Below are 23,266 nucleotides of genomic sequence, written 5' to 3'. Positions count from 1 at the left end.
GTGATCGACATCCTCCCGCGACGACTCCTCGTCGGCGCGCTCTTCTCGGTCGCCCTGGTGATCGTCCTCGGGATGGGGTACATCTTCTCGACCCGGGAGCCGGGCACCGGCCTCCTGGTGATCGCCGCCGGAGTCGGCGGCATCGTCGGAGCCTACGTGCTGCTGCGGGTCCCCGCGCACTGGCTGCCGGCGATGGCGCTCGCGTTCTTCGCGCTCGTCCCGACGCCGCTGACCCCCTCGACCCTGACGTTCCGCATGACGCTCTGGGCCGTCATCCTCGTGATCTGGGCGATCCGGCGCGGGCTCGCTCCCGAGCTGTGGCGCGCCCCCGTCAAGGCGTGGACCCGCGAGCTCGTGCTCTCCCCGTGGCGGGCCGTGGTGATCCTCGCGTTCATCGCCCTCATGCTCTGGTCGGCCCTGGCGACGGTGCGCAGCTCCTACGCGACCGAGGGCGTCTCGTGGATGTTCAGCTTCGCGATCTGCGTGGGCGTGCCGATGCTCGTCTTCGACGCCCAGCGCGAGGCCGTGCTGCTGCGCAAGACGTGGGTGATCCTCTCGGGGCTGCTCGCCCTCTACGCCGCCCTCGAGCTGGTCGCGCAGAGCTCCCCGATCCTCGGTGCCGTCTACGGCGCCCTCGGCTACGAGCAGGACCAGCACTGGTCGCTCTACCGCGCCGAGATCACCTTCGGCCACCCGCTGCTCGCCGGCACCTTCCTCACGGTGGGCGCCGGTCTCGCGTTCGGCTCCTGGCTCCAGGGCTCCCGCAAGTCGGACCTGCTGCTGGGCATCCTGGCCTCGGGCGGCGTCGTCGCGACCGTCTCGCGCGGACCGATGGCGGCCATCGCCGTCGCGGTCGTCGTCGCGCTCGTCGCCGTGGGCTTCCTCAACCCGAACCGCTCGCTGCTCCGGCCCGGCTCGATCCTGATCGCCGGGCTCGTCGCGGGTGTCGGAGTCCTGAACTTCGAGCCCGTCACCGCCCGCAACAACAACCTCGACGCCTCCATCTCGGCCGGCGCCCGCGACCTCGCGGTGACCGTGTCGCTGAAGGCGGCCGAGCTCACGCACTGGCTCGGCTCCGGAGCGGCGACGTCCGGCATCAGCGGCAGGCGGTTCTCGGACGTCGTCATCGAGAACTCGTTCCTGCAGCTGCTGATCAGCGTCGGCATCCCCGGCCTGCTGCTCTTCGTGATCATGGTGGCCGCGATGTTCGGCGCCACGCTCAGCCGTCGCGACGTCGGTCCTGCGGCGGGCCTGCTCGGCTTCATGGTCTGCCTCGCCGGCTACAACGCCATCGACGCGGTCCGCCCCAGCCACCTGCTCCTGGGATTCCTCGTCATCATCTGCCTCAACCCGGTGCACGTCCCCGACTTCTCGAAGGGCATCCGGATGCGCCAGCCCCTCGGGGCGAGGATCTTCGACGCGCCGATGGCCGTCGGGATGCGGGGCGAGCGATGAGCCGCCTCGCCCGCAGGAACGACTCGTCGCCGGCCGCGCTCGTCGTCCAGCAGTCGCTCGCGCCGCCGGACTCGACCACGCAGTACGTCGACTCGATCGTCGACGGCCTGGCGCCCGGCGTCGAGCTGCTGTTCTTCTCCTGGCGCAGCGCCCTGCTCGCCGACTACGACGTGCTGCACGTGCACTGGCCCGAGCTGATGATCCGCGGCCGCAGCCCGCTGCACCGCTTCCTCCGCCGCCGCGCCCTCGACGTGCTGCTGGTGCGCCTCGCGCTCCAGCGCATCCCGCTCGTGCGGACGGTGCACAACCTGCACCCGCACGAGCTCGGTCCCGCCGCCGAGCGCCGCTCGCTGGCCCGGGTCGACCGCGCGACCGACCTGTTCGTCCGCCTGAACCCGACGACCGTCGCTCCCGGCCGGGCGCCCGCCGTCACCGTGCTGCACGGCCACTACCGCGACCAGTTCGCGCAGCACCCGCTGCCCGAGCGCGAGCACGGCCGCGTCCTCTACTTCGGCATCATCCGCCCGTACAAGGGCGTCGTCGAGCTGATGGACGTGTTCCGCGGCGTGGAGGACGACTCCCTCTCCCTGCACGTCGTCGGCAGCCCCAGCACGGGCCAGCGCGAGCTGGTCGAGGAGCGGGCCGCCCGCGACACCCGGGTGCGCACCACGCTCCGCCGGGTCGACGACGCCGAGATGGTCGACGAGATCGGCCGGGCCGAGCTGATCGTCCTTCCCTACCGCGAGATGCACAACTCCGGCTCGATCCTGGTCGCCCTGTCGCTCGGCCGGCCGATCCTGGTGCCTCGCACGCCCACCAACACGGCCCTGGCCGAGGAGGTCGGCAGCGACTGGGTGATCGAGTACGACGGCGAGCTCACCCCCGAGCTGATCACCGCCGCTCTCGAGCGCACGCGCACCCGGCCGCCGGAGGGGCTCCCCGCCCTCTCCGGTCGGGACTGGGACGTGCTCGGACTCCAGCTCAAGAAGGCCTACGAGGGCGCGATCGCCACCAAGAAGGGCTCGACCCGATGACCGGGACCACGCAGAAGCCGTCACCGAGCCTCAGCCGCTCGGCGAGCCGCGGCGCCGCCGTCACCATCGGCGGGCAGGCGATCCGCATCGCCGTCCAGCTGGGCGGCATCGTCATCCTCGCGCGCCTGCTCTCGCCGGCCGACTACGGCCTGCTCGCGATGGTCACGGCGATCATCGGCATCGGCGAGATCTTCCGCGACTTCGGCCTCTCCTCCGCCGCCATCCAGGCGAAGGAGATCACGCCGGGCCAGAAGAGCAACCTGTTCTGGATGAACTCGGGCATCGGCCTCACCCTCACCCTGGTGGTCATCGCGGCCTCCTGGCCGATCGCCGCCCTCTACGGCGACGACCGGCTCCAGCTGCTGACCGTCGTGCTCTCCTCGACGTTCCTCCTCAACGGAATCTCGACGCAGTTCCGCGCCGACCTCGCCCGTCACCTCCGCTTCGTGAAGATCACCCTGGTCGACATCGTCGCCCAGGTGCTGGGCCTCGTGGTCGGCGTGCTGATGGCGCTCGGCGGCGCCGGCTACTGGGCGCTGGCCGGGAGCCAGATCGTGCAGCCGCTCATCAGCGTGCTGATGCTGGTCTTCATCACGGGCTGGCGTCCCGGCCGCTACCGCCGCGGCGAGGCGATGGGCCACTTCCTCCGCTACGGAGGCGGGGTCTTCGCGACCCAGGCGCTGACCTACGTGAGCAAGAACGTCGACTCCGTCATCATCGGCGCGCGCTTCGGCCCGGTCGACCTCGGCCTCTACAACCGCGCGTTCCAGCTGATGATGCTGCCGCTGCAGCAGTTGAACTCTCCGGTGCAGCGCGTGGCACTGCCCGTGCTGTCCAAGCTGCAGGACGAGCGCGAGCGGTTCCGCACGTTCATCCTCTTCGGCCAGTCGGCGATGCTGACGGCGATGGGCCTCGTGCTCGCCGTCCTCGGCTCCCAGTCCGACTCGGTCATCCGGATCCTGGTGGGGGAGCGCTGGCTCGCCTCGGTCCCGATCTTCCAGATCCTGCTCGTGGCCGGGTTCTTCCAGGCCACGGCGTACTGCTCCAACTGGGTGTTCCTCGCCAAGGGTCTCGTGCGCCAGAGCGTCTGGTACAGCCTGGCGACCCGCCCGCTGATGGTCGTCCTGATCCTGCTCGGCTCCAACTGGGGAGTGACGGGCGTCGCGGTCGCGTACGCCGGCTCGCTGGCCCTCACCTGGCCGACCGCGCTGATCTGGATCGGCCGCACCTCCGATGCCCCCGTCCGCGAGATGTTCACCAACGGCCTCCGCAGCGGCATCACGTTCGGCTCGATCACGGTGGGCGCCTACTTCTCCACCGTCTGGATCGCCGCCGACCAGCCCGTCCTCCGCCTCCTCCTGGGCGGCGCCGCCGTCCTGGTCGGGGTCGGGCTCTGGATGCTGATCCTCCCCGCGTTCCGCCGCCAGATCCTCAGCCTCGCCGACCTGCGCCGCCACTTCCGCCGCAGCCGCCCGGCCGCCGCTCCGGCCCCGGCCACGGTCGACGCCATCAGCCCCACCGGCGACAGCGCGCTGGTCGACGGAGCCGTCACGGCCGGCATCCCCGACTCCGAGCGGCCTCCCGCCGCCGTTCCTCCCACCGAAAGAGATCGATGAAACTCAAGCTCGGCGTCGTCAAGTCCTGGAAGAAGGACTTCGTCACGACGACCCGCCTGCCCGCCCGACGCGACGCGGCGGTGCTCCGCGCCGCCCTCGCGGACCTCCGACCCGAGCCCGAGTCTCACCTCGTGATCGCCGCTCCCGGCAGCGGCAACATCGGCGACCAGGCCATGCTGGAGGCGTTCCTCGAGAACACCACCGGCCCCGTCGTGGTCGTCCAGCGCTACGCCGGCGACGTCGTGATCCCCGAGGAGCAGGCCGACCGGGTCGAGGTCGTCGAGCTCCCGCACCTGGTCTACGGAGTGGGCGACGCGCACGCCGCCGATCTCCGCGCCTACGCCGCGCTGATCCGCCGCGCCCGCTCGGTCTCGGTCGTCGGCGCTGACATGATGGACGGCAAGTACAGCCTCCGCGGCTCGGTCCGCCGCTCCCTGCTCGCGCAGGCCGCCGCCGAGGCAGGGGTGCCCACGCGCGTCCTCGGCTTCTCCTGGAACGCGGCGGCCCGCCTCGCCGCCCGCCGCTCCCTGATCGCCGCCTCCCGCGCCGGCGTCGTCCCGATGCTCCGCGACCCGCTTTCGGCGGAGCGCGCCCGGAGCATCGGCGTGCAGCGCGTCGAGGAGGTCACCGACATCGTCTTCTCGGCGCGCACCCGCGACCGCAGCTTCCGCGAGGATCTGGGACTGCCCGAGGGCGTCCCCTTCGCGCTCGTGAACGCGAGCGCCCTCGTCGCCGGCATGGTCGACCAGGTGCCGGAGTACGAGCGCATCGTCGACCGCCTGCGCGCGGCCGGCGTTCACGTCGTGCTCCTCCCGCACGTCTCCCGCCCCATCGGCGACGACAAGGTGGCCGTCCGCGCGGTCGCCGAGCGCGTGGGAACCGAGGGCGTCACCGTCGTCGACCGCGTGCTCATGCCCGCCGAGATCCGCGGCCTCGCCGAGGACGCCCTGCTGACCGTCACCGGGCGGATGCACCTCGCGATCATGTCGCTCTCGCTCGGCGTCCCCGCGATCACCCTCGCCACCCAGGGCAAGGTCGAGGGCATCATGCGCCTCATCGGCCTGCCGCAGCTGTGCGTCGAGCCGGTCCCCGGCTTCGCCGACCGCGTCCTCCCGGTGATCGACCGCATCCTCGCGGAGCCGGGCGACGGCGGCGTGCGCGCCACCATCGACGCGGCCATGCCCGAGGTGCGCCGCCTCTCGGCGCTCAACACCCGCGGCCTCGGCGCGGAGGTCGTGCGATGAGCGCGGCGCAGGAGAAGGGACCGCGCATGCGGATCATGTTCGTCGTCACGTCGCTGCACGGCGGCGGGGCCGAGTTCGTCGCCCGCACCTGGATGGGCTGGCTCCTCGAGCAGGGCCACCACGTCGACGTCGTCACCACCTCGGTGAAGGGCACCGACGAGTACCTCCCCGAGGGCGCGGTGCTGCACCGCATCGGCGAGGGCAAGGGCCACGTCGGCAAGGCGCGGATGCTCAAGGAGCTGTTCCGCCGCCGCACCCCCGACGTCGCGGTCGCCCTGCAGGGCTACCCGAACATCGTGCTCCTGGCCTCGGCCGAGATGACCGCGAAGGCGGACCGCCCGAAGACCATCGTGAGCGAGCGCAACCTCGTCTCGCTCGGCATCCCGGGCTTCTCGAGGACCCAGAAGGTGCAGCTCGGGCTCGCCAAGACGCTCTACCGCCGCGCCGACCACGTCATCGCGATCTCGCACCCCGTCGCGGGCGAGCTCGTCGCCGGCTTCGGCGTCTCGGGCGAGCGCTGCACCGTCGTGCCGAACCCGGCGACCGCCAAGGTCGACCGCTCCCGCCAGGTCTCGCGCACCCCCGGCACTGCGGCGGGCCTGCAGATCGTGCTGCCCTGCCGCCTCGTCGTCCAGAAGCGCCCCGAGCTCGCGATCCTCGCGGCCGAGGAGCTGGAGCGCCGCGGCATCCCCGCGAAGGTCGTCTCCTTCGGCGGCGGCCCGCTGCTCGGCAGCATGAAGGCGGAGGCGACCGCGCGCGGCGTGGACTTCCAGGACATGGGCTGGGTCGAGGACTGGTTCCACCACTTCGACGAGAACGCCGTCGTGCTGCTCCCGTCGCTGCGCGAGGGCTTCGGCAACGTGCTGGTCGAGGCGGCCGCCGCCGGCGTCCCCTCGGTCGCCGTGTCCGGGGCGCTCGGAGTCGCGGACGCGATCGTCCCCGGCCTGACCGGCGAGCTCGCGCTCACCCCCTCCGCCTCCGACCTCGCCGACGCGCTGATCCGCGCGAGCGAGCTCGAGATCACCGGCATCGACCGCTGGCTCGACCGCTTCTCGCTGGAGTCCAGCGGCCGCGACCTCGAGACGGTGCTCCGCCGGGTCGTGGGGCAGAAGTGACCCTCGTCTCGGTGGTGGTCCCGGCGCACCAGGAGGAGGCGCACCTCGCCTCCGCCCTGGAGCGCCTGCTGCGGCAGACCCACGCCGAGCTCGAGATCCTCGTGGTCGACGACGCCTCGACCGACGGGACCGAGGCGATCGGCCGCGCGTTCGCCGAGGAGCACGAGCGGATCCGCTACCTCCGCCAGGACGAGAACCAGGGCGTCGCCGCCGCTCGCGAGCGCGCCGTCGGCGAGGCCGCCGGCGAGTGGGTCTGGCTGGTCGACGCCGACGACGAGTGGCCGGAGACCGCGGTCGAGGCCATGCTCTCGGCGGGGGAGGCGGGCCGCGCCGACGTGGTGGTCGCCCAGGCGGTCGCGGTCGACGCCACCGGATCCACGCCCGTCGGCTCCCTGCGCGGCCCGCTCGCGCTCTCGGGCCGGGGCGCCTTCACCGCGCTCCTGGTCGGGGAGCTGACCGGGCACCTCTGGAACAAGCTGTTCCGCCGCGAGCTGTTCGACGGCATCGAGTTCACGCGGATCCGCCAGCACTCGGACCAGGCGCAGGTCGCGCAGCTGCTCGCCGCGGCCGACGAGGTCGTCGTCGTCCCCGACTCCGTCTACGAGTACCGCCTCCGCTCCGGCTCGATCATCCGCTCGGGCGCGAAGCGCGCCGACTCGCTCGCCGGGCTCGCCGCCGTGATCGAGCGGACGGCCCGCGGGCTCGACCCGCGCATCCTCGACTCGCAGGACTACTCCTACTACCGCGCGCGCTTCTCCCTGCTCTCCCGCTTCAAGGACGCCACCTCGGGCGCGCACAGCCCCGAGGAGGCGGACCGGCTCTGGCGGGCCGCGCACGACGAGGCGGGACTCCGGCACCTGGTCGCGCTCGTGCGCCGGCGCGACCTCAAGCGCTCCGTCCTCTTCGGGCTCGCCGCCGCGGCGCCCGCGCTCTACCGAGCGGCGATGAGCGCCGGGAACGGACGCCGGTGACCGTCGTCTCCATGGTGAGCGGAGAGGCCGGAGTGCGCTTCCCGGCAATCGAGTCCTCGTCACTATTCCGTCGAATGTGCGGCGCGGACGATACACCCTTAGTCTTGATCCTCGGTCGCATTCTGCGACCGAGCCTGCGTCCTTCTCTGAGCCTTGTTCACCTCGGATGGAATTCACGAGCGGTACGACCGGGCACAAGGGGGAGAGAATGAAGCTGCTGAAGCCTGCGGGCGGGGCCCGACGCGAATGGGTGGACTTCGCCAAGGGTGCCGCCATCCTGATGGTCGTGTACTACCACACGTCGTTGTACCTCGGTGACATCGGGGTCGAGAACACTCTCGGCCGCATCAAGGTCGTGTTCGAGCTGTTCCCGATGCCCCTCTTCTTCCTGGTGTCCGGTCTCTTCGGCTCGCGCATCCGCACCTGGAGCTTCGGCGACCTCTGGCGCCGCAGGCTGTACCCGCTGCTCTGGCTCTACGTGGTCTGGTCCGTGATCCGCATGGCCTTCTACCTGGTCGTGCCGCTCGCGAACGGCGGACTCGGCGAGCTCCCCGCGACCGACCCGCTCAACCTGCTCCTGCTGTTCTTCTGGCCCAGCAGCAGCTACTGGTTCATCTACGGCCTCGTGCTCTTCACGCTCGGCGCGTGGCTCCTGCGCAAGGTCGACCACCGCGTGCAGGTCGCCCTCGCCGCGGTGATGGGGACGATGTTCACCACGGGTCTCCTCAACACGACCAACGTGGGCTGGAACCGCATCGGCGCCCTGTTCGTCTTCTTCCTGGTGGGCACGCTCTACTCGAAGAGGATCATCGACTTCGTCGAGCAGAAGGGGAGCCGCGCGTTCCTCTACGTCACTCCGGTCTTCGTCGTGCTGAGCGCGGTGCTCTTCCTCTTCCCGATCCGCTGGGTGCCGTTCCTCGCCCTCGCCGGCCAGATGGCCGCCGTCGCGATGGGCATCCTCGTGTCGCGGGCCCTCTCCCGAGTGCGATTCCTGAACTTCTTCACGATCTGCGGCGAGCGCAGCCTGCACATCTACCTGCTGCACCTCTACTTCATCGTGATCGCCATCACGATCCTGCGGGTGATCCTCCCCGAGGACCGCTCCGAGATCGGCGGCTTCGAGGTGCCGCTGCTGCTGGTCGTGATGGTGCTCGCGGTCGTCCTCTCGCTCTTCGTGACCCGCTACCTCTCGAAGGTCAAGTGGATCTACGTCCCCCCGGCCGCCCTCGGCGGCCCCGGCAAGCGGCGCAAGCCCGTGCCCGTCCCTGCGCGCGGCCCCGGAGTCGTCTCCGATCCCGTCGCGGTCCCGGCCGATGAGCCCGGCACCTCCCCCAGTTACGAGAAGAAGAGAGCGGAGTCCCACGAGTGAAGACGACACGAGCACGCAGAGCCGGAGTCCTGGCGGCCGTCGTGGCCGTCGCCCTCGGGCTGGCCGGCTGCTCCTCGCAGCCCGAGCCCGTCCGCACGCCCGACGGCTTCACGACGGAGAAGGCGATCGAGTACCGCTCGGTCGACGGCGTCTCGCTGAAGGCCGACGCCTGCCTCCCCACCGCGGGCGGCACCGACCGCCCCGCGCTGCTGATGCTGCACGGCGGAGGGTTCGTCGACGGCGCCCGCGACGAGGGCGGGATGACCGAGCTCTGCGAGTACTACGCCGAGCGCGGCTTCGTCTCGGTCTCCGTCGACTACCGCCTCCTCCAGGACAGCCGGTACCCCGGCCAGATCGAGGACGCGCAGGCCGCCGTGGAGTGGCTGCGCGAGCCCGCGCAGGTCACGCGCTTCGGCCTCGACCCCGCCCGCATCGGCGTGATGGGCAGCTCCGCCGGAGCGATCATCGGAGCGACCATGGGCACGCTCGGCGAGGGCTCCCTCACCGAGGGCTCGCGGGTCAAGACGGTCGTCGCCTTCTCGGCGGTCGCCGACATGACCGAGACCGGGATGTCGCTGGGCACGCCGGTGCCCGAGGCGAAGGAGCAGATCCTCTCCTACCTGGACTGCGACGAGATCGACTCGACGACCTGCCCGCAGAGCATCCCCGCGTCGCCGATCACCTCGGTCGACTCCACGGACGCCCCGCAGATCTGGCTGACCTCCGAGGACGAGCTCGTCCCGGTCGAGCAGGCCGACGCGATGCAGGTCGCCCTGCAGGACGCCGGAGTGGCGTCCGAGGTCGGCGTGGACGGCTCCGGCCACCACGGGCTCCAGAACAACACCCCGAACAACAAGAAGGCGATCCTCGCCTTCCTGCAGGCCCACCTCTGATCCACCGCTCCCGCGCGAAACCTCGCGGCCGGGTCCGCGCAACGCGGACGACACATCACGACGCTACAGTCAGACCCCCTGCACTCCGGTGCAGTCGACGAAAGGGACACCACACACCATGACCTTGAACGGACTGTTCGCCGGCATCGGCCGGAGGTGGGTCTACATCGTCGCCTTCGCTCTGCTCGGCGCCGTGGCGGCCCTGGTACTCAACGCCGTCCTCCTCCCGCAGTACAAGGCGGACGCACGCGTGTACGTCGCGGTCTCCTCGTCCGGAGTCCTCTCGACCGCGGACCGGGTCGCGGCCAACAGCGCCGCCTCCCAGGCCACGGTCACCTCCGTCGCCCTCGGCACCTCGGACACCGTCCTGCAGGGCGTCATCGACGGCCTCGGCATCGACGAGCCCATCGAGGACTTCGCCAAGCGCGTGACCGTCCTCGCCGAGCCGGAGTCCGTGGTCATCACGATCTCGGCCACCGACCCCTCGCCCGAGCAGGCCGCGGTCATCGCCAACGCGGTCGCCGCCCAGCTCGACGCGGCCGTGAAGGGGGCCGACCCGACGACCACCACGAACGGCGTCGCCGTCCCGCAGATCCAGCTCCAGGTGCTCAGCCAGGCGCTCCCGCCGGAGCTGCCGGTCACCGGTGGCATCCTCGTCCTGCTCGCGCTCGGCATCCTCGGCGGCGCCGTGGTCGGCGTGGGAGTGGCGATCGTGATGACCGCCCTCGACCGCCGCCTCCGCAGCGGCGACGACGTCCGCTCCGCGATCGACCGGCCGCTGCTGGGCATCGTCCCGGTCAAGGCCACCAAGCTCGACGAGATGCTGAACTCGACCGAGATCCCGGCCCGCTACTCGGCCGTGGCGTTCGAGCTCTCCGCCATCGCGCGCACCCGCTCGTACTCCTCCTTCGCGATCGCCCCGGCGTCCGAGAAGACCCCGCACACCGCCAGCGCGGTGCTGCTCGCCAAGGCGCTGGCCGTGCTCGGCTCGTCCGTCGTGATCGTGGACGGCACCGCCGAGGGCTCGGCTCTCGCTTCCGCCTCGGGCGGACGCCCGGGCCTGCGCGAGGTGCTCGCCGGAGCCGCCTCGCTCGACGACGCGATCATCAAGCGCTCGACCGACCGCGTCGACCTGCTCCCCGCGGGCGGCGCCCAGGCCGGCACGCCGATGCCGACCGACGCCCTCCGCGCGCTGGTCGAGGAGCTCGAGAAGGTCTACGACATCGTCCTGATCGTCACCGGCACCCTCGGCGCGACCGAGCAGTCGCCGACCTTCCGCGGCGTTGCCGACGGAGCCGTCCTCGTCCTGATCGAGGGCAAGGTCGACTCGCCCCAGGCCGCCGCCGACGTGCACTGGATCGAGACCGCCGGCACCCCCGTGGTCGGCGCGGTCGTCCTGGCCCGCCACAAGCTGCAGAAGGCCCCCGCGATCGTCTGATCGCGTCCTCGCACGCTGCGGAAGAGCGCACCCCGGCCCCGGCCGCGGTGCGCTCTTCCGCGTCCGGGGACTGCGCCGCTTGTCCGGGGCGGGCCCGTGCGGGCTCTGCGAGGCCTGGCCGGTCCGTCCGCCCTCCCAGTCTCTCCGGCGCCCACCGCGGCCGGACCAGGCCCTTCTCCGTCCCCCGCGAGCGCGCTCACCCCGCGAGTCCGCACGAGTCGCGGCAGTTGCACGCGAGCACGCCGACTTCCGCGGACTCGAGAGGAGGCGGCGTCCTCGTGCTGGGGCCGCGGACTCTCCGGGGCGGGCCCGTGCGGGCTCTCCGGGGCCCGGCCGGCCCCTCCGGACCTCCGGCCTCTCCAGTGCCCGCCGTGGCCGGACCGAATGCCTCACCGGCTCCGGGAGCCAGCTGACCCCGCGAGCCCGCAGAAGTCGCGGTACTCGCGCGCGACTCCGCCCACTTCTGCGTGCTGGAGAGGCGCGGGCGCGTCAGCCGGGCTCTGATCCCGTCCCCGTCCTCTCGGCCCCCTCCCGCGGCCCACGGGCGCACGAGCGCCCGCCCGCGCCCTCGCGAGTCCGCGGTAGTCGGGCGCGACCCCGGCCGTCCGCGCCTGGTCGGCGGGAGGCGGGCACACGCAGAACCGCCGCCGTCGAGGGGACGACGGCGGCGGTTCTGCGCGCGGGGAGCGGGTCAGGTCACGGCGTGCAGGCCACGTTCCCGATCAGGTCCTTCCCGGAGTTGGAGCAGCTCAGCGTGTTGCCGCTGGTGGACCAGTTGGACGGCTGGTGGAGGTAGACCACCGCGTTGCTGGTCTTCAGCGCGAGGTTGCCGCTGATGGTGTTGTCGTTGCCCGAGCCGTCGGCGCGGGTGATCACCTGGTAGCCGTAGGTGGTGGTGCCCGCGGCGGAGTTGCCCGCGGCCAGCCAGCTGTTGCCCGAGACCAGGATCAGCGAGACGACGTCCGAGGCGAGCCGCGATCCGCCGAGGACCGTGTTCCCGATGATGTCGCCGTCGAGGGTGCCCTCCTTGGCCTCGATCGGCTCGGCGCCGGTGTCGCTGATCGCGTTGTCCACGACCGCGATGCGGGCCGTGCGGTCAGGGTTGCAGCTGTTGTACTCGCACCAGTTGCGGTCGGAGGTGCCGACGTAGACGCCCTCGCCGTACTTGGCGGAGACGAGGCCGGTGCGGCGGATGGTGCTGCCGACGATCAGGGAGTCGGTGGTCTGGCTGCGGAAGTGGACCGCCTCGTAGCCGATCTCGCTCACCGTCAGGCCGGCCATCTGGACGCCCTTGCTGGCGAGCACCTGGATGCCCTGGAAGGAGCTGCGGACCGAGAAGCCCACGAGGTGCACGTCGCTCACCGTGTTCAGGATGAGCGCGGTGCCGCTCGAGGTGGATCCGGAGGTGAGGACCGCGTTGGGCGAGCCGCAGATCCAGATCGACCCGGGCTGGGCGGCGGTGCCGCGGAGGGCGAACTTGCCGGTGTAGACGCCGTCGGCCAGGCGGATGACGTCGCCGGAGGAGGGGTTGGTCAGGGCCGTGACGAGCTGCGCCGAGGTCGACACCGTCTTGGTGGCGGCGGGGCAGTCGAAGGCCGCGAGCAGCGAGGCGCGGGAGGCGAGGATGTCGGCCGAGGTGGTGGCCGACTCCTTCAGCCGCGAGTCGCGGCCGGCGTCGTCGGTCGCCGTGACGGTGTACGTGTAGGCGCGTCCCGCCTCGGCGGTCTCGTCGCGGTACTGGCGCACCGGGTCGGCGACGGTGCCGACGACCGTGTCGCCGGAGCCGTCCTCGTTCGAGCGGTGCACGTCGTACGAGACGACCCGCGAGCTGAAGGGCGCGTCCCAGGCGACGGTGTAGCCGTCGGTCAGGGGGGAGAGCTCCACGGCGTCGGTCGCGAGGCCGTCCTCGGCGAGGACGAACGCGTCGATGATCAGGTTCTTGTCGGTCGACTTGGAGTTCTTCGTCCCCGTGTAGGAGATGGTCACGGTGTGCGTGCCCTCGGCGAGGTCGGTCGTCTCGTAGACCGGCACCTGGTACTGCGCGGTCGAGCTGTAGCGGTCGACCTTGGTGACGGGTCCGCCGTCGACCGAGACCGCGGCGATGCCGGAGGAGGAGGTCTTCCGGCTGATCCAGCGCCACGACGTGCCGACGAACGTGAACTTCACCGAGCCGGCGGAGGTCAGGTACTTCATCCCGCCGCCGCTGTCGCCGCCGGCCATCGATCTCCACGAGCCGGTGTACTGCAGCGCGGGGTCGGTCTCCTGCACGAGGAGGCTGGTCGCTCCGGAGGGGTCGAGCACGGGGCCGTCGTCCTCGCCGCCGCCGGTCTCGTCGGTCGGCTCCTCGGTGGCGGGAGTCGCGCGGGTGATGTCGAACGCGTCGATGACCAGGTTCTTGTCGCTCGCGGAGCTGTTGGCCGTGCCGCTCCAGGCGATCTTGACCGTGTGGACGGTGTCGGCGAGGTCCTTCTTCGTGAACACCGGGACCTGGTACGCCGTGGTCTTCGTGTACCGGTCGACCGAGGTGCTCGCGCCGTCGACCGTGACGGTGGCGATGCCGGCGGAGGCGGTGGTGCGGCTGACCCAGCTGAAGCCGGTGCCGCGGAAGCTGAACGAGACGGAGCCGGTGCTGTTGAGGAACTTGATCCCGCCGCCGCTGTCGCCGCCCGTCATCGTGCGCCACGAGCCGCTGTAGGTCAGCGAGGAGTTCGTCTCCTGGATCCGCGTGCTCTGCCCGGCGCCCGGGTCGAGAGTGGCCGCGGAGGCGGCGGGCGCCGTGAGGGGGGCGACCAGGATGCCGAGAGCGGCGATCAGAGCGGTGGTGAGGGAGAGGCGTGCGCGTCGTCGGCGAGGGCGGGTCGGGTCTGGCGTCGTCTGAGGATTCACGATCGGCTCCGGGTCTTCGAGGGGGCGTCGGGGGCGGTTCGATGGGGCTGCTCAAGGGGGTGGTGCTGGTCCTCCCGACGCTATAGACGGGCCTTGCGACTGATGGCTGGATGAGACGGATTCAGGTTGTAGTACCCCATTCGGGCGTGGTGGTCGGGCTTGTATCAGCGATTCCGCTGAAGGACTGGCGGACCGCCGCGCATGCGTGTATACGGAACGGTCACACGCGCTGTCGACGACGGATCGGAGGGCGGATGTCGGATCGGGAGGGGACTCCGGGAATGCCCGTCCGCGGAATGGACGAGGGGGAGTGCTGCTCGGTCGAGGAACGGCGACCCTACCCGGCGACTCTGGACACGGCCCCGGGCCGGGCCGCTGGGCGAGAGAATTGACCGGGCGTTCACCGGGCCGACCCCTCGCCGAAACACTGCGATGATGGGCTCTCCACTGGTGATCGCCGTCGCACCCGCGTCGCGGATCACCCGCCGCGGGCGAGCGGCGGTCCCGACGAGAGGGAGGACGCGATGGACACGGCCACGACCGCGACCGGCGACCGCCCGTCCACCCCGCCGTCCCGGGAGCGCCCGAGATGCCCCCGGGTCCGCGCTCGCACCGTGATCGGACGGCTCCTGCTCGTCCCCCTCGTGGTGCTCGCCCTCTTCGGCGCCGGGATCCCGCTCTACGTCACGCCCCCGATCGACCCGATCCCTGAGCAGGCGGACGCGGTCTTCGTGCTGGGCCCCTCCACGAGGGCACGAGTCGAGTTCGCCCGCCGGATCATCACCTCCGGGGCGACGGACACGATGGTGCTCTCGGTCGGCCCCGGCGAGATGAACGCTCCCTACGAGGCCAAGAAGTACAAGAAGTGCAACGAGCCCGGCGGCGACGTCCTCTGCTACTCCGCCGACCCGCTCACGACCCAGGGAGAGGCCCGGCAGCTGCGCGACATGGCCGAGCAGTACGGCTGGGACCACGTCATCGTGATCACCAACGCCTCCCACCTCGTGCGCGCCGAGATGATCATCGAGCGCTGCTACTCCGGCGAGCTCTCGATGGTGCCCTCGGGCGAGCCGATGGGCCTGGACTACCTGGTGAACCAGTACGTCTACCAGACCGGCGCGTTCCTCAAGGCCTTCCTGGTCACCAACGGCTGTTGACGCGAGCACTCCTCCTCGAGCCGCCGAGCCCGCCTGCGCTAGTCTGCCCGGGGCGCCATCGGCCCCGGGCCCGCTCCTGCGGAGCCCGGCCGGCCCGGCCCACGACGGCAGCGCGGCAGGAGGATCGACCGGGGAGACCCGCGACGCTCCCCGCTCCGCACCGGTCACCCCCACGCGAACCCCTCCGAAAGGCCCGCCCGTGACACCTGCCCGATCGATCTTCGCCGTCGGCCGCGGCCAGTACGAGAACATCGGCGACATCATCCTGCGTCGCCAGCTCCTCGACTGGCTCCGCGAGTCGGGTCCGCTCCACGTCTACGTGGGCCACTCGCCGTGGGGCTACGACGACGGCCTGCGCCTGGGCCCGGACGACACGGTGTACCGCTCGCTCCTGCGCTGGTACGCGGCGCTCGCTCGCGAGGCCCTCGCCGGCCGGGCGAACTCGGTGTTCAAGCCGGGAGAGATCCAGCTGACCCTGATCGGGATGAAGGAGCACCTCGTGATGCTCCCGGGCATCGCCCTGGTGCGCCTCGGCGGCGGCCGCGTGATCCGCGCCGGCGTGGGCACCCGCAACTTCGCCCCGCTGCCCCGCGCGATCATGTGGCCCTCGATGGCGCTCTCGAGCTACACCCGCTGGCGCGACGACAAGACCGCCGGCTACATGCGCGTCGGCGCCGCCATGCCCGACCTCGGCTACGGCGAGGGCTCGAGCGACGCGGAGCTGACCGCGTTCGCCGCGCAGCCCGACGAGGAGCGGCGTGTGCTGGTCCTCTCCCTCCGCGAGGACCACGAGGTGGACGCCCGCCCCTATCCCGAGCAGGAGTGGCTGGCCGCGATCAAGGGCTTCGCCGAGCGCGAGGACCTCGACATCGTCGTGGTCACGCAGGTCGCCGTCGACGCCGAGCGCTCCCGCCGTCTCGCCGCCGACCTCGACGCGGACATCCTCGGCTGGGATCCGGCGCACACCCACGACGAGCACGAGATCCTGCTGCGCGAGCTCTACCGCACGGCCCGCGTCGCGATGAGCGACCGCCTGCACGTGATCATCATGGCGTTCACCGAGGGCGCGGCCCCGGTGAGCCTGCAGATGGACGGATCGACGAAGGCCTCGCGCCACTTCGAGACCATCGGGATCCACGACGTCACGGTCGACATGTCCCGGACGACCCCGGCCGCCGGCGTCGAGACCTTCTCCGCCGTGGTCGCCCGCCGGAGCGAGCTGCTCGAGAAGCTGCTCGTCGCCCGCGGACGCCTCCGCGGCGTCCGCGACGACATCCAGGCGCTGCTCGCCGTGCCGCCCCGCAGCCGCCCGGCCGCCGCGGCAGCCCCTGCCGGCCCGAAGACGCGGGTGTACCACGTCGGCCGCAGCGGAGAGGTCCCCGGAGGCATGACGCAGGTCGTCAACGGGTACCTGCGCTGGCCGTTCGAGCGCTCGGACGTCCGGGTGATCTCCTCCCGCACCGCTCCGGGCGAGCACGTCGCCGCGGCCCGCCTGGCCGCCGGCGCCGCCGCCCGCATCGTCGCGATCGCGCGCCGGGAGCCCGGCGCCGTGATCGTCGTCCACCTCTCGGAGCGCGGCTCGTTCCTCCGCGAGGGGTCCCTCCTCCGCCTCGCGCACCGCCTGGGCCTGCGCACGGTCGCCCACCTGCACGGCAGCGAGTTCGCCGCCTTCACCGCCGCGCACCCGCGCCTGGTGAAGGACGTGCTGCGCAGCGCGGACGAGATCATCTCGCTCTCGGAGGAGACCTCGGCGATCTGCCGCCGCTACGTCCCCGCCGAGCGCGTGCACCTCGTACCCAACGCGCTCGAGCAGGGCACCCCGCGCGAGAAGACCCGCACCGTCGTCTTCGGCGGCGTCGTCAGCCACCGCAAGGGCGTCGACGTGCTGCAGAAGGCGTGGGCGCAGGTCGAGGGCAAGGAGGGCTGGCGCCTGCTGGTCGCCGGTCCGATCCGCGAGCCGGAGGTCGTCGACCGCGGCGTCCCGGGGATCGAGTTCCTCGGCTCGCTCGAGAACGCCCGCCTGCTCGCCCTGCTCGACGAGGCGTCCATCGCCGTCCTGCCCTCGCGCGACGAGGCGATGCCGATCTTCATCCTCGAGGCGCTCGCCCGCGACGCGGCCGTCGTCTCGACCGCGGTCGGCGGCATCCCCGAGGTCCTCGGCGACGGCTGCGGCCGCGTGGTCGCGCCCGGAGACGTGGAGGGCCTCGCCGCCGCGCTGACCGAGCTCATCACCGACGAGGACGCCCGGGCCGAGGTCGTCGAGAAGGCCGGGGCGCGCTTCCGTGAGCGCTTCTCCGCCGACGCCGTTTTCCCGCGGGTGGAGGAGGTCTGGCTCGGCTGAGCCGCCTGCGACTTCGCCCCGGATCGCGCCCCCGGCCCCGCTCCGGGCCTGGGCGGAGCCGCGGGAGCGTAAAATCGCTGGAGTCCGCGTCGCCGTGCCGTCGCGCGCCCAGCCGTCCGCTCCCGGACGCCTTCTCCCTCCATCCCAGAGAGGCTCGACCGTGGCCATCGCCGCCGACTCCGACCGCCGCCTGTGGACCCTGCCCCTCGCGCGCGCCGTGATCGCGGCGGTCGCCGGCTGCGTCGTCACCTTCTCGCCCGACCACGGGCCCGCCTTCGGCCTCGCCGTCTTCGGCGGCTTCGCGATCGCGACCGGCGCCGTCTCGCTCGCCCTCGGGCTCCGCAGCTGGAGCGGCCGGGCCCGCCCGCTCGCCGTCGGCTCCGCGGTGCTCACCCTGGTCGCCGGAGTCGCGGCGCTCGTCGCACTGCCGGTCGCCAACCTGCTCTCCTTCGTCGCCCTCGTCGCCGGCTGGGCGCTGCTCTCCGGCTTCCTCGAGTTCTCGAGCGGCCGCCGCGGTCAGGGCCTCGCCGCCCGCGACTCCGTGATCGTCGGCGTCGGCACGATGCTCCTCGGCGCCGCCTTCGGACTCCTCCCGCCCCACCCCGTCGTCACCGTCGGCCTCCTCGGCGCCTACGCCGTGATGGTCGCCGTCTTCCTCGCCATCGCGGCGTTCTCGCTCAAATGGGCCGCCGGCGCCGACGCAGCCACCGGACACGATCCCGTCGCCCCCACGACACCGACCTCCGGAGGAGACCGATGACCGCCGAAGGCCAGCAGCCCGACCCCGCCTCTCCCGCCGACCGCGCCTCGGCGGCCGACTCCGCCCCGGCGCGCGACCCCGGCGAGTTCACGCCCCGCACATTCCAGCCGACCCGCAAGGACCGCCTGCGCCCGCTCGAGCTCATCGGCTTCTCCGCGGTGATGGCGGCCTTCGTCGGCCTGGTCGTCATGCTCTCGACCCGCGAGCCGGTCGTCGCGCTCATCTCGTTCGGCGTCGCCTTCATCGTCGTGCTCGTCGCGATCGCCATGTTCTCGCTGACCTTCAAGCCCGACGAGGCCGAGATCGCGGACATCGACGAGCAGGACTCCGCACACTAGGCGAGGGACGGCTCCGCCGCTCCCAGTCGACCGGGAGCACGCCGCGCGGGCGGATAGTCCCTTCCGCCGCGCATGCTGATGGAGCAGCCCGGAGGGCGTCTCGAGATCCCGCCTGCGCACGCGGGCGCCGCTTCCGCGTCGGTGGTCGCGCGTAGCGTGCGGAGGGTGGCGGAGGCGATCGGGCGGTGGTGGCAGAGGCGGCGGTTCTCGCGCGGCGCCGACGTCCCCTACGCGGTCGGCACCTACCGGGAGGCCTGGGCGTCCTACCCCGTCCTGGTGCGGCAGTACCGGCCCGAGTACAACGAGGGCATCGTGCTCAGCCAGATCCCGCCCGCGGCCGACGTGTACCTGTGCTGGCTCTGCGACGCCGGGCATGTCTTCGTCGCCACCCCCGAGGAGCAGCGCCACCGTCCCGGCCGGGAGCGGCGCCGCTCCTCCTGGTGCCCCGACTGCGCCGAGCTCGCCTCGCCGCGCCTGCCCCGGGCCGCGCCGATGATCGGCGGTCGGCTCGCCGAGGTGCTCGCGCCGACGTCCGCCCCCGGCGACGGCTCCTTCGTCCTCCTGGCGCCGCCCGCCGTGATCGCGCGGGGGCTCCCGACGCCCGCGTCGCCCACCGGCCGCGGGTCCGCGTCACCCGCCGACCCGAGCGGATCCGCGCCCGCCGCGTCGTCGACTCCTCCGTCCGCTCGATCCACCCCTCCAGCTGCCGCCGCTCCGGCCGCGCGAGACGCACCGCCGTGTGCGCCGGATCGAAGACGAGCCGCTCGGCGAGCTGCGCGTCGCGATCGAGTACGACTCCACCGGCCGTCACGGACTCGAGCACGTCGGGCACCGCGAGGAGGCCGACCGGCGGAAGGACCGCGCGCTCCGCTCCGCCGGATGGGAGGTGGTGCGCATCCGCACGGGGAAGCTGCTGCCGCTCGGCCCACACGACCTGGTCGCCACGGGAGTCACGGCCGCGCTAGCGGACCGTCTGGTCGACCGGCTCCGCGATATCCGCGGTCCGCTGCTCGTCGACGCCTGGGGGCGCTGAGCGCGTCGCGCGGCGGCTGCGGGACGGTCCTCCGGGACCCGCCCCCGTCGCTCCCTCCCCGTCGCTCCGTGCAGGTGTCCGGCTCCGCGGAACGGGACCCGCGGACGCAGTGCCGGCGAGCGGGAACCGTCGCGTGGGAACCGGCGAGTCGGAGCGGTCGAGTCGTCGCCGCCGGCTCGCAGCCGACGCGTCAGAGCCGCAGGGCCAGCGCCTCGCTGCGCCAGCGGCGGTGCAGGGCCCAGGGGTCGGGCTCCCCGGCGCGCACGGTCTCGATGTGGGCGTCGAGCACGGGGCTGCGCGCGAACCACTCGGTGCGCTCCAGGCGCTCGTCGGCGAACTGGGCGTGCCGATGCTGCTCGAGTGCTCGCCCGCCGCGCTCGAACGCGAGGAGCTCCTCGTGCCGGAGCCGGTGGAGGCGCTGCCGGGGATTGCCGCTGGTGCCGATCTTGATCCGCTCGCCGAAGCGGATGTAGTAGACGACGTCGACCCGGGGCGGCGGCAGCTCGCCGTCGGGAGCGTCGCCGAGCCGCCACTCGCAGGCGGCGCAGAGCCAGGCGGAGGGGAGCCGGACGCCCAGGCGGGACCCGCACGCCGCGCACGGCGAGGGCAGGACGTCGATCACGCCGTCCTCGCGGGCGACCCAGTCGTGCGCGAGCCCGAGGTGCGCCGCGCAGAGCGCGAGGGGGGCGCCCGTCTCGGCCGAGGAGGCGCACCCTCCGATCGCGCACGCTGACATGCCGCCGACGCTAGGTGCGACCCCCGACATCGCGCCGCCGTCGACCGCGCCGCCGCGAGCACGCAGGAGTCGGAGTGCTCGCTCTCGAGGACGGCGGCACCCGCGCGCTCGCTGCCCGGCGGATCAGCTCAGGCGGTCGACCAGCGACGAGGCGAGGCCCGTGTAGCCGCCCGGCGTCAGCGCCAGCAGGCGCTCCTTCGCCGCGTCGCCGATGTCGAGACCCTGCACGAAGACGGCGAGGTCGTCGGCACCGAGGCGCTTGCCGCGGGTCAGGTCCTTCAGCAGCGCGTACGGGTCGGTGATCGAGGAGCGGCCGGCCGCCACCTCCGCGCGGATCACCGTCTGGATCGCCTCGGCCAGCACCTCCCAGTTGCCGTCGAGGTCGGCGGCGAGGGCGGTCGGGTCGAGGTCGATCTCGAGCAGGCCGCGGGCGATGTTGTCGAGGGCGAGGAGGGAGTGGCCGAACGCGACGCCGATGTTGCGCTGCGTGGTCGAGTCGGTGAGGTCGCGCTGGAGGCGCGAGGTGACCAGGGTCTGCGCGAGCGAGTCGAGCAGGGCGCTGGAGAGCTCGAGGTTCGCCTCGGCGTTCTCGAAGCGGATCGGGTTGATCTTGTGCGGCATCGTGGACGAGCCGGTCGCCCCGGCCTGGGGGATCTGCCGGAAGTAGCCGAGCGAGATGTAGGTCCAGACGTCGGTGCAGATGTTGTGCAGGATGCGGTTCGCGTGCGCGGCCCTGCCGTAGAGCTCGGCCTGCCAGTCGTGCGACTCGATCTGGGTGGTCAGCGGGTTGAAGACGAGGCCGAGGGAGGTGACGAACTCCTCCGCGAGGGCGGGCCAGTCGGTGCCGGGGTCGGCGGCGAGGTGCGCGGCGAACGTGCCCGTCGCTCCGCTGAACTTGCCCAGGTACTCCGTCGCCTCGATCTGCGCGACGACCCGCTCGAGCCGGTACGCGTAGACCGCGAACTCCTTGCCCATCGTGGTCGGGGTCGCGGGCTGGCCGTGGGTGCGGCTGAGCATCGACTCGTCGCGGTAGCGGACGGCCAGCTCCCGGAGCGACGCGACGACCGAGCGCAGCTTCGGCAGCCAGATCTCGCCGACGGCCTGGCGGACCACGATCGCGTAGGAGAGGTTGTTGATGTCCTCGCTGGTGGCGGCGAAGTGGGTGAGCTCGGCGATGCGCTGCAGTCCCAGCTCCTCGAGCCACTGGCGGACGAGGTACTCCACGGCCTTCACGTCGTGGCGGGTGCGGGCCTCGAGGGTCGCCAGCTCGTCGATCTCGGGCTGGCCGAAGTCGCGGGCGCGGCGGCGCAGCTCCTCGGCGGTCGCCGCGTCGACGGGCTCGGAGCCGAAGAGGCGGCGGTCGGTCAGCGCCAGCAGCCACTCGACCTCGACGTGCACCCGCGCGCGGTTCAGCCCCGCCTCCGAGAGGTACTCGCCGAGCGACGAGACGGCACCGCTGTAGCGACCGTCGAGGGGGCTCAGCGGCTGGGTGGGGAGCGAGGTCATGCGGTGGTGCCTTCCGGTTCTCAGGTGTCCTGCGCGAGGGCGGCGCGCGCGTCGGTGGAGTCGGGGCGGACCGAGCGGTTGCCGCGCAGTCCTGGTTCGATCTGGGCGAAGAGGGCCCGGCAGGCGCGCTCGATGAGCGCGAGCACCGAGTCGAACGCCGCCGCATCGGAATAGTAGGGGTCGGGGACGTCGCCCTGCGGGGAGAGGCCGGGCTCGAAGTCGAGCAGGCGGCGGATCTTCTGCCGGTCGACCTCGGTGCGCGCCCAGGAGCGCAGCGCGCGCTCGTGCCCGTGGTCGAGCGCGACGACCAGGTCGAACTCGGAGAAGCGGGACGGGTCGAAGAGCTGGGCGCGGTGGCGGCCCCCGTCGAAGCCGTGCCGTTCCAGCGTCGCGAGGGCGCGGCTGTCGGCGTGCTCGCCGAGGTGCCACTCGCCGGTGCCGGCCGAGCTGATCTCGATCGCGGAGCCGAGCCCCGCCTGCTCCGCCAGGGAGCGCAGCACCACCTCGGCCATCGGCGACCGGCAGATGTTGCCGGTGCAGACGAAGCACACGGCGAAGGCCGAGGGCGCAGGGGAGTCGGGGGTCACCCGCCCATCATGGCGCACCGCGGCTCCTCCACAGCAGGCCGATCGCGGCCGTCGTCCACCGATGGCGCGCGACGCCTCCCGGGCGGCGGCGGCGTGGCCGATGCTGACTGCCGAGCCCGCGGTGTCAGCCCTGACGGCGGCGGAGGAAGGGGCGCAGGAGGAGGCCGATGAACCAGTTCACCAGGGCGAGCACGAGGGCGCCGAGCACGCCCCACCAGAAGCCGTCCACGACGAGGCCGAAGCCGAAGAGGCCGCTGATCCAGGCGGTCAGCAGCAGCAGGAGGCCGTTGACGAGGAACGAGACCAGGCCGAGCGTCAGCACGTACAGGGGGAACGCGACCACCCGCACCACCCCGCCGACGACGGCGTTGACGACGCCGAAGATCACCGCCACCAGCAGGTACGTGAGGACCGCCGCTGCGGGGCCCTCCTCGTACGGGTCCACGCGCACGCCCGCCACGACCAGGGTCGTGAGCCAGATCGCGACGGCGTTGGTCAGGAGGCCGAGGAGGAGTCTGCTCATGCCTCCACTATCCCCGCAGGCGGGGCGGGCCGCGAGCCGGGGCTCAGGTGAGGGGCCCGCCGATGGTCGGCTCGGGCGCAGGAGTGCAGAGGCGGGGGTCGTCGGCGCAGGTCCGCGGAGGGAGCACCGCGGTGGGCTCGGGCTGCGGCAGGGGCTCCGCCGTCGGCTGCGGGGCCCTCCTCGTACCTGCTGGTGGCGGTGATCTTCGGCGTCGTCAACGCCGTCGTCGGCGGGGTGGTGCGGGTGGTCGCGTTCCCCCTGTAC

The 23,266-nt window shown here is 72.4% G+C and carries 19 protein-coding genes; 14 read left to right on the top strand and 5 right to left on the bottom strand.

What is annotated here, in order from left to right; all coding sequences use genetic code 11:
• From C5C54_RS08250 to C5C54_RS08210, 9 genes are all read left to right on the top strand, one after another.
• A complete protein-coding gene (locus tag C5C54_RS08250; protein ID WP_104260672.1) occupies nt 1-1,455 on the top strand; it encodes an O-antigen ligase in 1,455 nt (484 codons plus the stop codon).
• The gene (locus C5C54_RS08245) at nt 1,452-2,489 is read left to right on the top strand and encodes a glycosyltransferase (protein ID WP_104226616.1); all 1,038 of its coding nucleotides are present in this window, start codon (nt 1,452-1,454) and stop codon (nt 2,487-2,489) included. Before C5C54_RS08250 ends, C5C54_RS08245 begins: the two co-directional genes overlap by 4 nt.
• Nucleotides 2,486-4,105, top strand: a complete 1,620-nt coding sequence (locus C5C54_RS08240) for a lipopolysaccharide biosynthesis protein (RefSeq protein ID WP_104288121.1) — start codon at nt 2,486-2,488, stop codon at nt 4,103-4,105. The genes C5C54_RS08245 and C5C54_RS08240 overlap by 4 nt, the downstream gene beginning before the upstream one ends.
• Nucleotides 4,102-5,349 (top strand): polysaccharide pyruvyl transferase family protein, encoded by a 1,248-nt coding sequence (locus C5C54_RS08235; protein ID WP_104288120.1) that lies wholly within the window; start codon nt 4,102-4,104, stop codon nt 5,347-5,349. The genes C5C54_RS08240 and C5C54_RS08235 overlap by 4 nt, the downstream gene beginning before the upstream one ends.
• 26 nt (nt 5,350-5,375) lie before the next feature.
• The gene (locus C5C54_RS08230; protein ID WP_181067812.1) at nt 5,376-6,464 is read left to right on the top strand and encodes a glycosyltransferase; all 1,089 of its coding nucleotides are present in this window, start codon (nt 5,376-5,378) and stop codon (nt 6,462-6,464) included.
• Nucleotides 6,461-7,435 carry a glycosyltransferase family 2 protein gene (locus tag C5C54_RS08225; RefSeq protein WP_104269488.1) on the top strand — a complete coding sequence of 325 codons (975 nt, stop codon included), beginning with the start codon at nt 6,461-6,463 and terminating at the stop codon, nt 7,433-7,435. The genes C5C54_RS08230 and C5C54_RS08225 overlap by 4 nt, the downstream gene beginning before the upstream one ends.
• Nucleotides 7,436-7,643: 208 nt before the next feature.
• The gene (locus tag C5C54_RS08220; RefSeq protein ID WP_181027202.1) at nt 7,644-8,804 is read left to right on the top strand and encodes an acyltransferase family protein; all 1,161 of its coding nucleotides are present in this window, start codon (nt 7,644-7,646) and stop codon (nt 8,802-8,804) included.
• The gene (locus C5C54_RS08215; RefSeq protein WP_104247646.1) at nt 8,801-9,697 is read left to right on the top strand and encodes an alpha/beta hydrolase; all 897 of its coding nucleotides are present in this window, start codon (nt 8,801-8,803) and stop codon (nt 9,695-9,697) included. Before C5C54_RS08220 ends, C5C54_RS08215 begins: the two co-directional genes overlap by 4 nt.
• Before the next feature lie 118 nt (nt 9,698-9,815).
• Complete coding sequence (locus C5C54_RS08210; RefSeq protein ID WP_104255871.1) at nt 9,816-11,135, top strand: Wzz/FepE/Etk N-terminal domain-containing protein; 1,320 nt, start codon at nt 9,816-9,818, stop codon at nt 11,133-11,135.
• A gap of 696 nt (nt 11,136-11,831) precedes the next feature.
• Here C5C54_RS08210 and C5C54_RS08205 read toward each other — a convergent pair.
• Complete coding sequence (locus C5C54_RS08205) at nt 11,832-14,021, bottom strand: hypothetical protein (RefSeq protein WP_104226624.1); 2,190 nt, start codon at nt 14,019-14,021, stop codon at nt 11,832-11,834.
• Between the two features lie 524 nt (nt 14,022-14,545).
• Here C5C54_RS08205 and C5C54_RS08200 point away from each other — a divergent pair.
• The 5 genes from C5C54_RS08200 to C5C54_RS18445 all read left to right on the top strand — a co-directional run bounded on the left by C5C54_RS08200 (nt 14,546) and on the right by C5C54_RS18445 (nt 19,650).
• Entirely contained in the window at nt 14,546-15,178 is a 633-nt protein-coding gene (locus C5C54_RS08200; RefSeq protein WP_104247644.1) for a YdcF family protein, read from the top strand.
• Between the two features lie 199 nt (nt 15,179-15,377).
• Nucleotides 15,378-17,519 (top strand): glycosyltransferase family 4 protein, encoded by a 2,142-nt coding sequence (locus C5C54_RS08195; protein WP_104288119.1) that lies wholly within the window; start codon nt 15,378-15,380, stop codon nt 17,517-17,519.
• A 160-nt stretch (nt 17,520-17,679) separates the two neighbouring features.
• Entirely contained in the window at nt 17,680-18,279 is a 600-nt protein-coding gene (locus C5C54_RS08190; protein WP_104226627.1) for a DUF308 domain-containing protein, read from the top strand.
• Nucleotides 18,276-18,617: a hypothetical protein gene (locus tag C5C54_RS18300; protein WP_258059918.1), complete on the top strand. Its 342-nt coding sequence runs from the start codon at nt 18,276-18,278 to the stop codon at nt 18,615-18,617. The genes C5C54_RS08190 and C5C54_RS18300 overlap by 4 nt, the downstream gene beginning before the upstream one ends.
• 739 nt (nt 18,618-19,356) lie before the next feature.
• Nucleotides 19,357-19,650 carry a hypothetical protein gene (locus C5C54_RS18445; protein WP_308470738.1) on the top strand — a complete coding sequence of 98 codons (294 nt, stop codon included), beginning with the start codon at nt 19,357-19,359 and terminating at the stop codon, nt 19,648-19,650.
• Nucleotides 19,651-19,840: 190 nt separating this feature from the next.
• Here the strand turns inward: C5C54_RS18445 and C5C54_RS08175 are convergent, their stop codons facing one another.
• The 4 genes from C5C54_RS08175 to C5C54_RS08160 all read right to left on the bottom strand — a co-directional run bounded on the left by C5C54_RS08175 (nt 19,841) and on the right by C5C54_RS08160 (nt 23,002).
• The gene (locus tag C5C54_RS08175) at nt 19,841-20,386 is read right to left on the bottom strand and encodes a GIY-YIG nuclease family protein (protein WP_104288118.1); all 546 of its coding nucleotides are present in this window, start codon (nt 20,384-20,386) and stop codon (nt 19,841-19,843) included.
• A gap of 123 nt (nt 20,387-20,509) precedes the next feature.
• On the bottom strand, nt 20,510-21,892 hold the full coding sequence (gene purB / locus C5C54_RS08170; protein ID WP_104225198.1) for an adenylosuccinate lyase: 1,383 nt from the start codon (nt 21,890-21,892) through the stop codon (nt 20,510-20,512).
• 20 nt (nt 21,893-21,912) lie between these two features.
• Nucleotides 21,913-22,479 (bottom strand): low molecular weight protein-tyrosine-phosphatase, encoded by a 567-nt coding sequence (locus tag C5C54_RS08165; protein WP_181127863.1) that lies wholly within the window; start codon nt 22,477-22,479, stop codon nt 21,913-21,915.
• Nucleotides 22,480-22,603: 124 nt separating this feature from the next.
• The gene (locus tag C5C54_RS08160) at nt 22,604-23,002 is read right to left on the bottom strand and encodes a phage holin family protein (protein WP_104226630.1); all 399 of its coding nucleotides are present in this window, start codon (nt 23,000-23,002) and stop codon (nt 22,604-22,606) included.
• Between the last annotated feature and the right edge of the window lie 264 nt (nt 23,003-23,266).

Source organism: Rathayibacter sp. AY1F2 (assembly GCF_002930885.1).
Classification (GTDB): Bacteria; Actinomycetota; Actinomycetes; order Actinomycetales; family Microbacteriaceae; genus Rathayibacter.
This window is presented reverse-complemented; position numbering and strand designations above follow the sequence as displayed.

Excerpts from the sequence above, each read along its gene's own strand:
- C5C54_RS08245 (WP_104226616.1), top strand. The coding sequence starts at position 1,452 with ATGAGCCGCCTCGCCCGCAGGAACGACTCGTCGCCGGCCGCGCTCGTC.
- C5C54_RS08240 (WP_104288121.1), top strand. The coding sequence starts at position 2,486 with ATGACCGGGACCACGCAGAAGCCGTCACCGAGCCTCAGCCGCTCGGCG.
- C5C54_RS08235 (WP_104288120.1), top strand. The coding sequence starts at position 4,102 with ATGAAACTCAAGCTCGGCGTCGTCAAGTCCTGGAAGAAGGACTTCGTC.
- C5C54_RS08230 (WP_181067812.1), top strand. The coding sequence starts at position 5,376 with ATGCGGATCATGTTCGTCGTCACGTCGCTGCACGGCGGCGGGGCCGAG.
- C5C54_RS08220 (WP_181027202.1), top strand. The coding sequence starts at position 7,644 with ATGAAGCTGCTGAAGCCTGCGGGCGGGGCCCGACGCGAATGGGTGGAC.
- C5C54_RS08210 (WP_104255871.1), top strand. The coding sequence starts at position 9,816 with ATGACCTTGAACGGACTGTTCGCCGGCATCGGCCGGAGGTGGGTCTAC.
- C5C54_RS08200 (WP_104247644.1), top strand. The coding sequence starts at position 14,546 with ATGGACACGGCCACGACCGCGACCGGCGACCGCCCGTCCACCCCGCCG.
- C5C54_RS18300 (WP_258059918.1), top strand. The coding sequence starts at position 18,276 with ATGACCGCCGAAGGCCAGCAGCCCGACCCCGCCTCTCCCGCCGACCGC.
- C5C54_RS08175 (WP_104288118.1), bottom strand. The coding sequence starts at position 20,386 with ATGTCAGCGTGCGCGATCGGAGGGTGCGCCTCCTCGGCCGAGACGGGC.
- purB (WP_104225198.1), bottom strand. The coding sequence starts at position 21,892 with ATGACCTCGCTCCCCACCCAGCCGCTGAGCCCCCTCGACGGTCGCTAC.
- C5C54_RS08160 (WP_104226630.1), bottom strand. The coding sequence starts at position 23,002 with ATGAGCAGACTCCTCCTCGGCCTCCTGACCAACGCCGTCGCGATCTGG.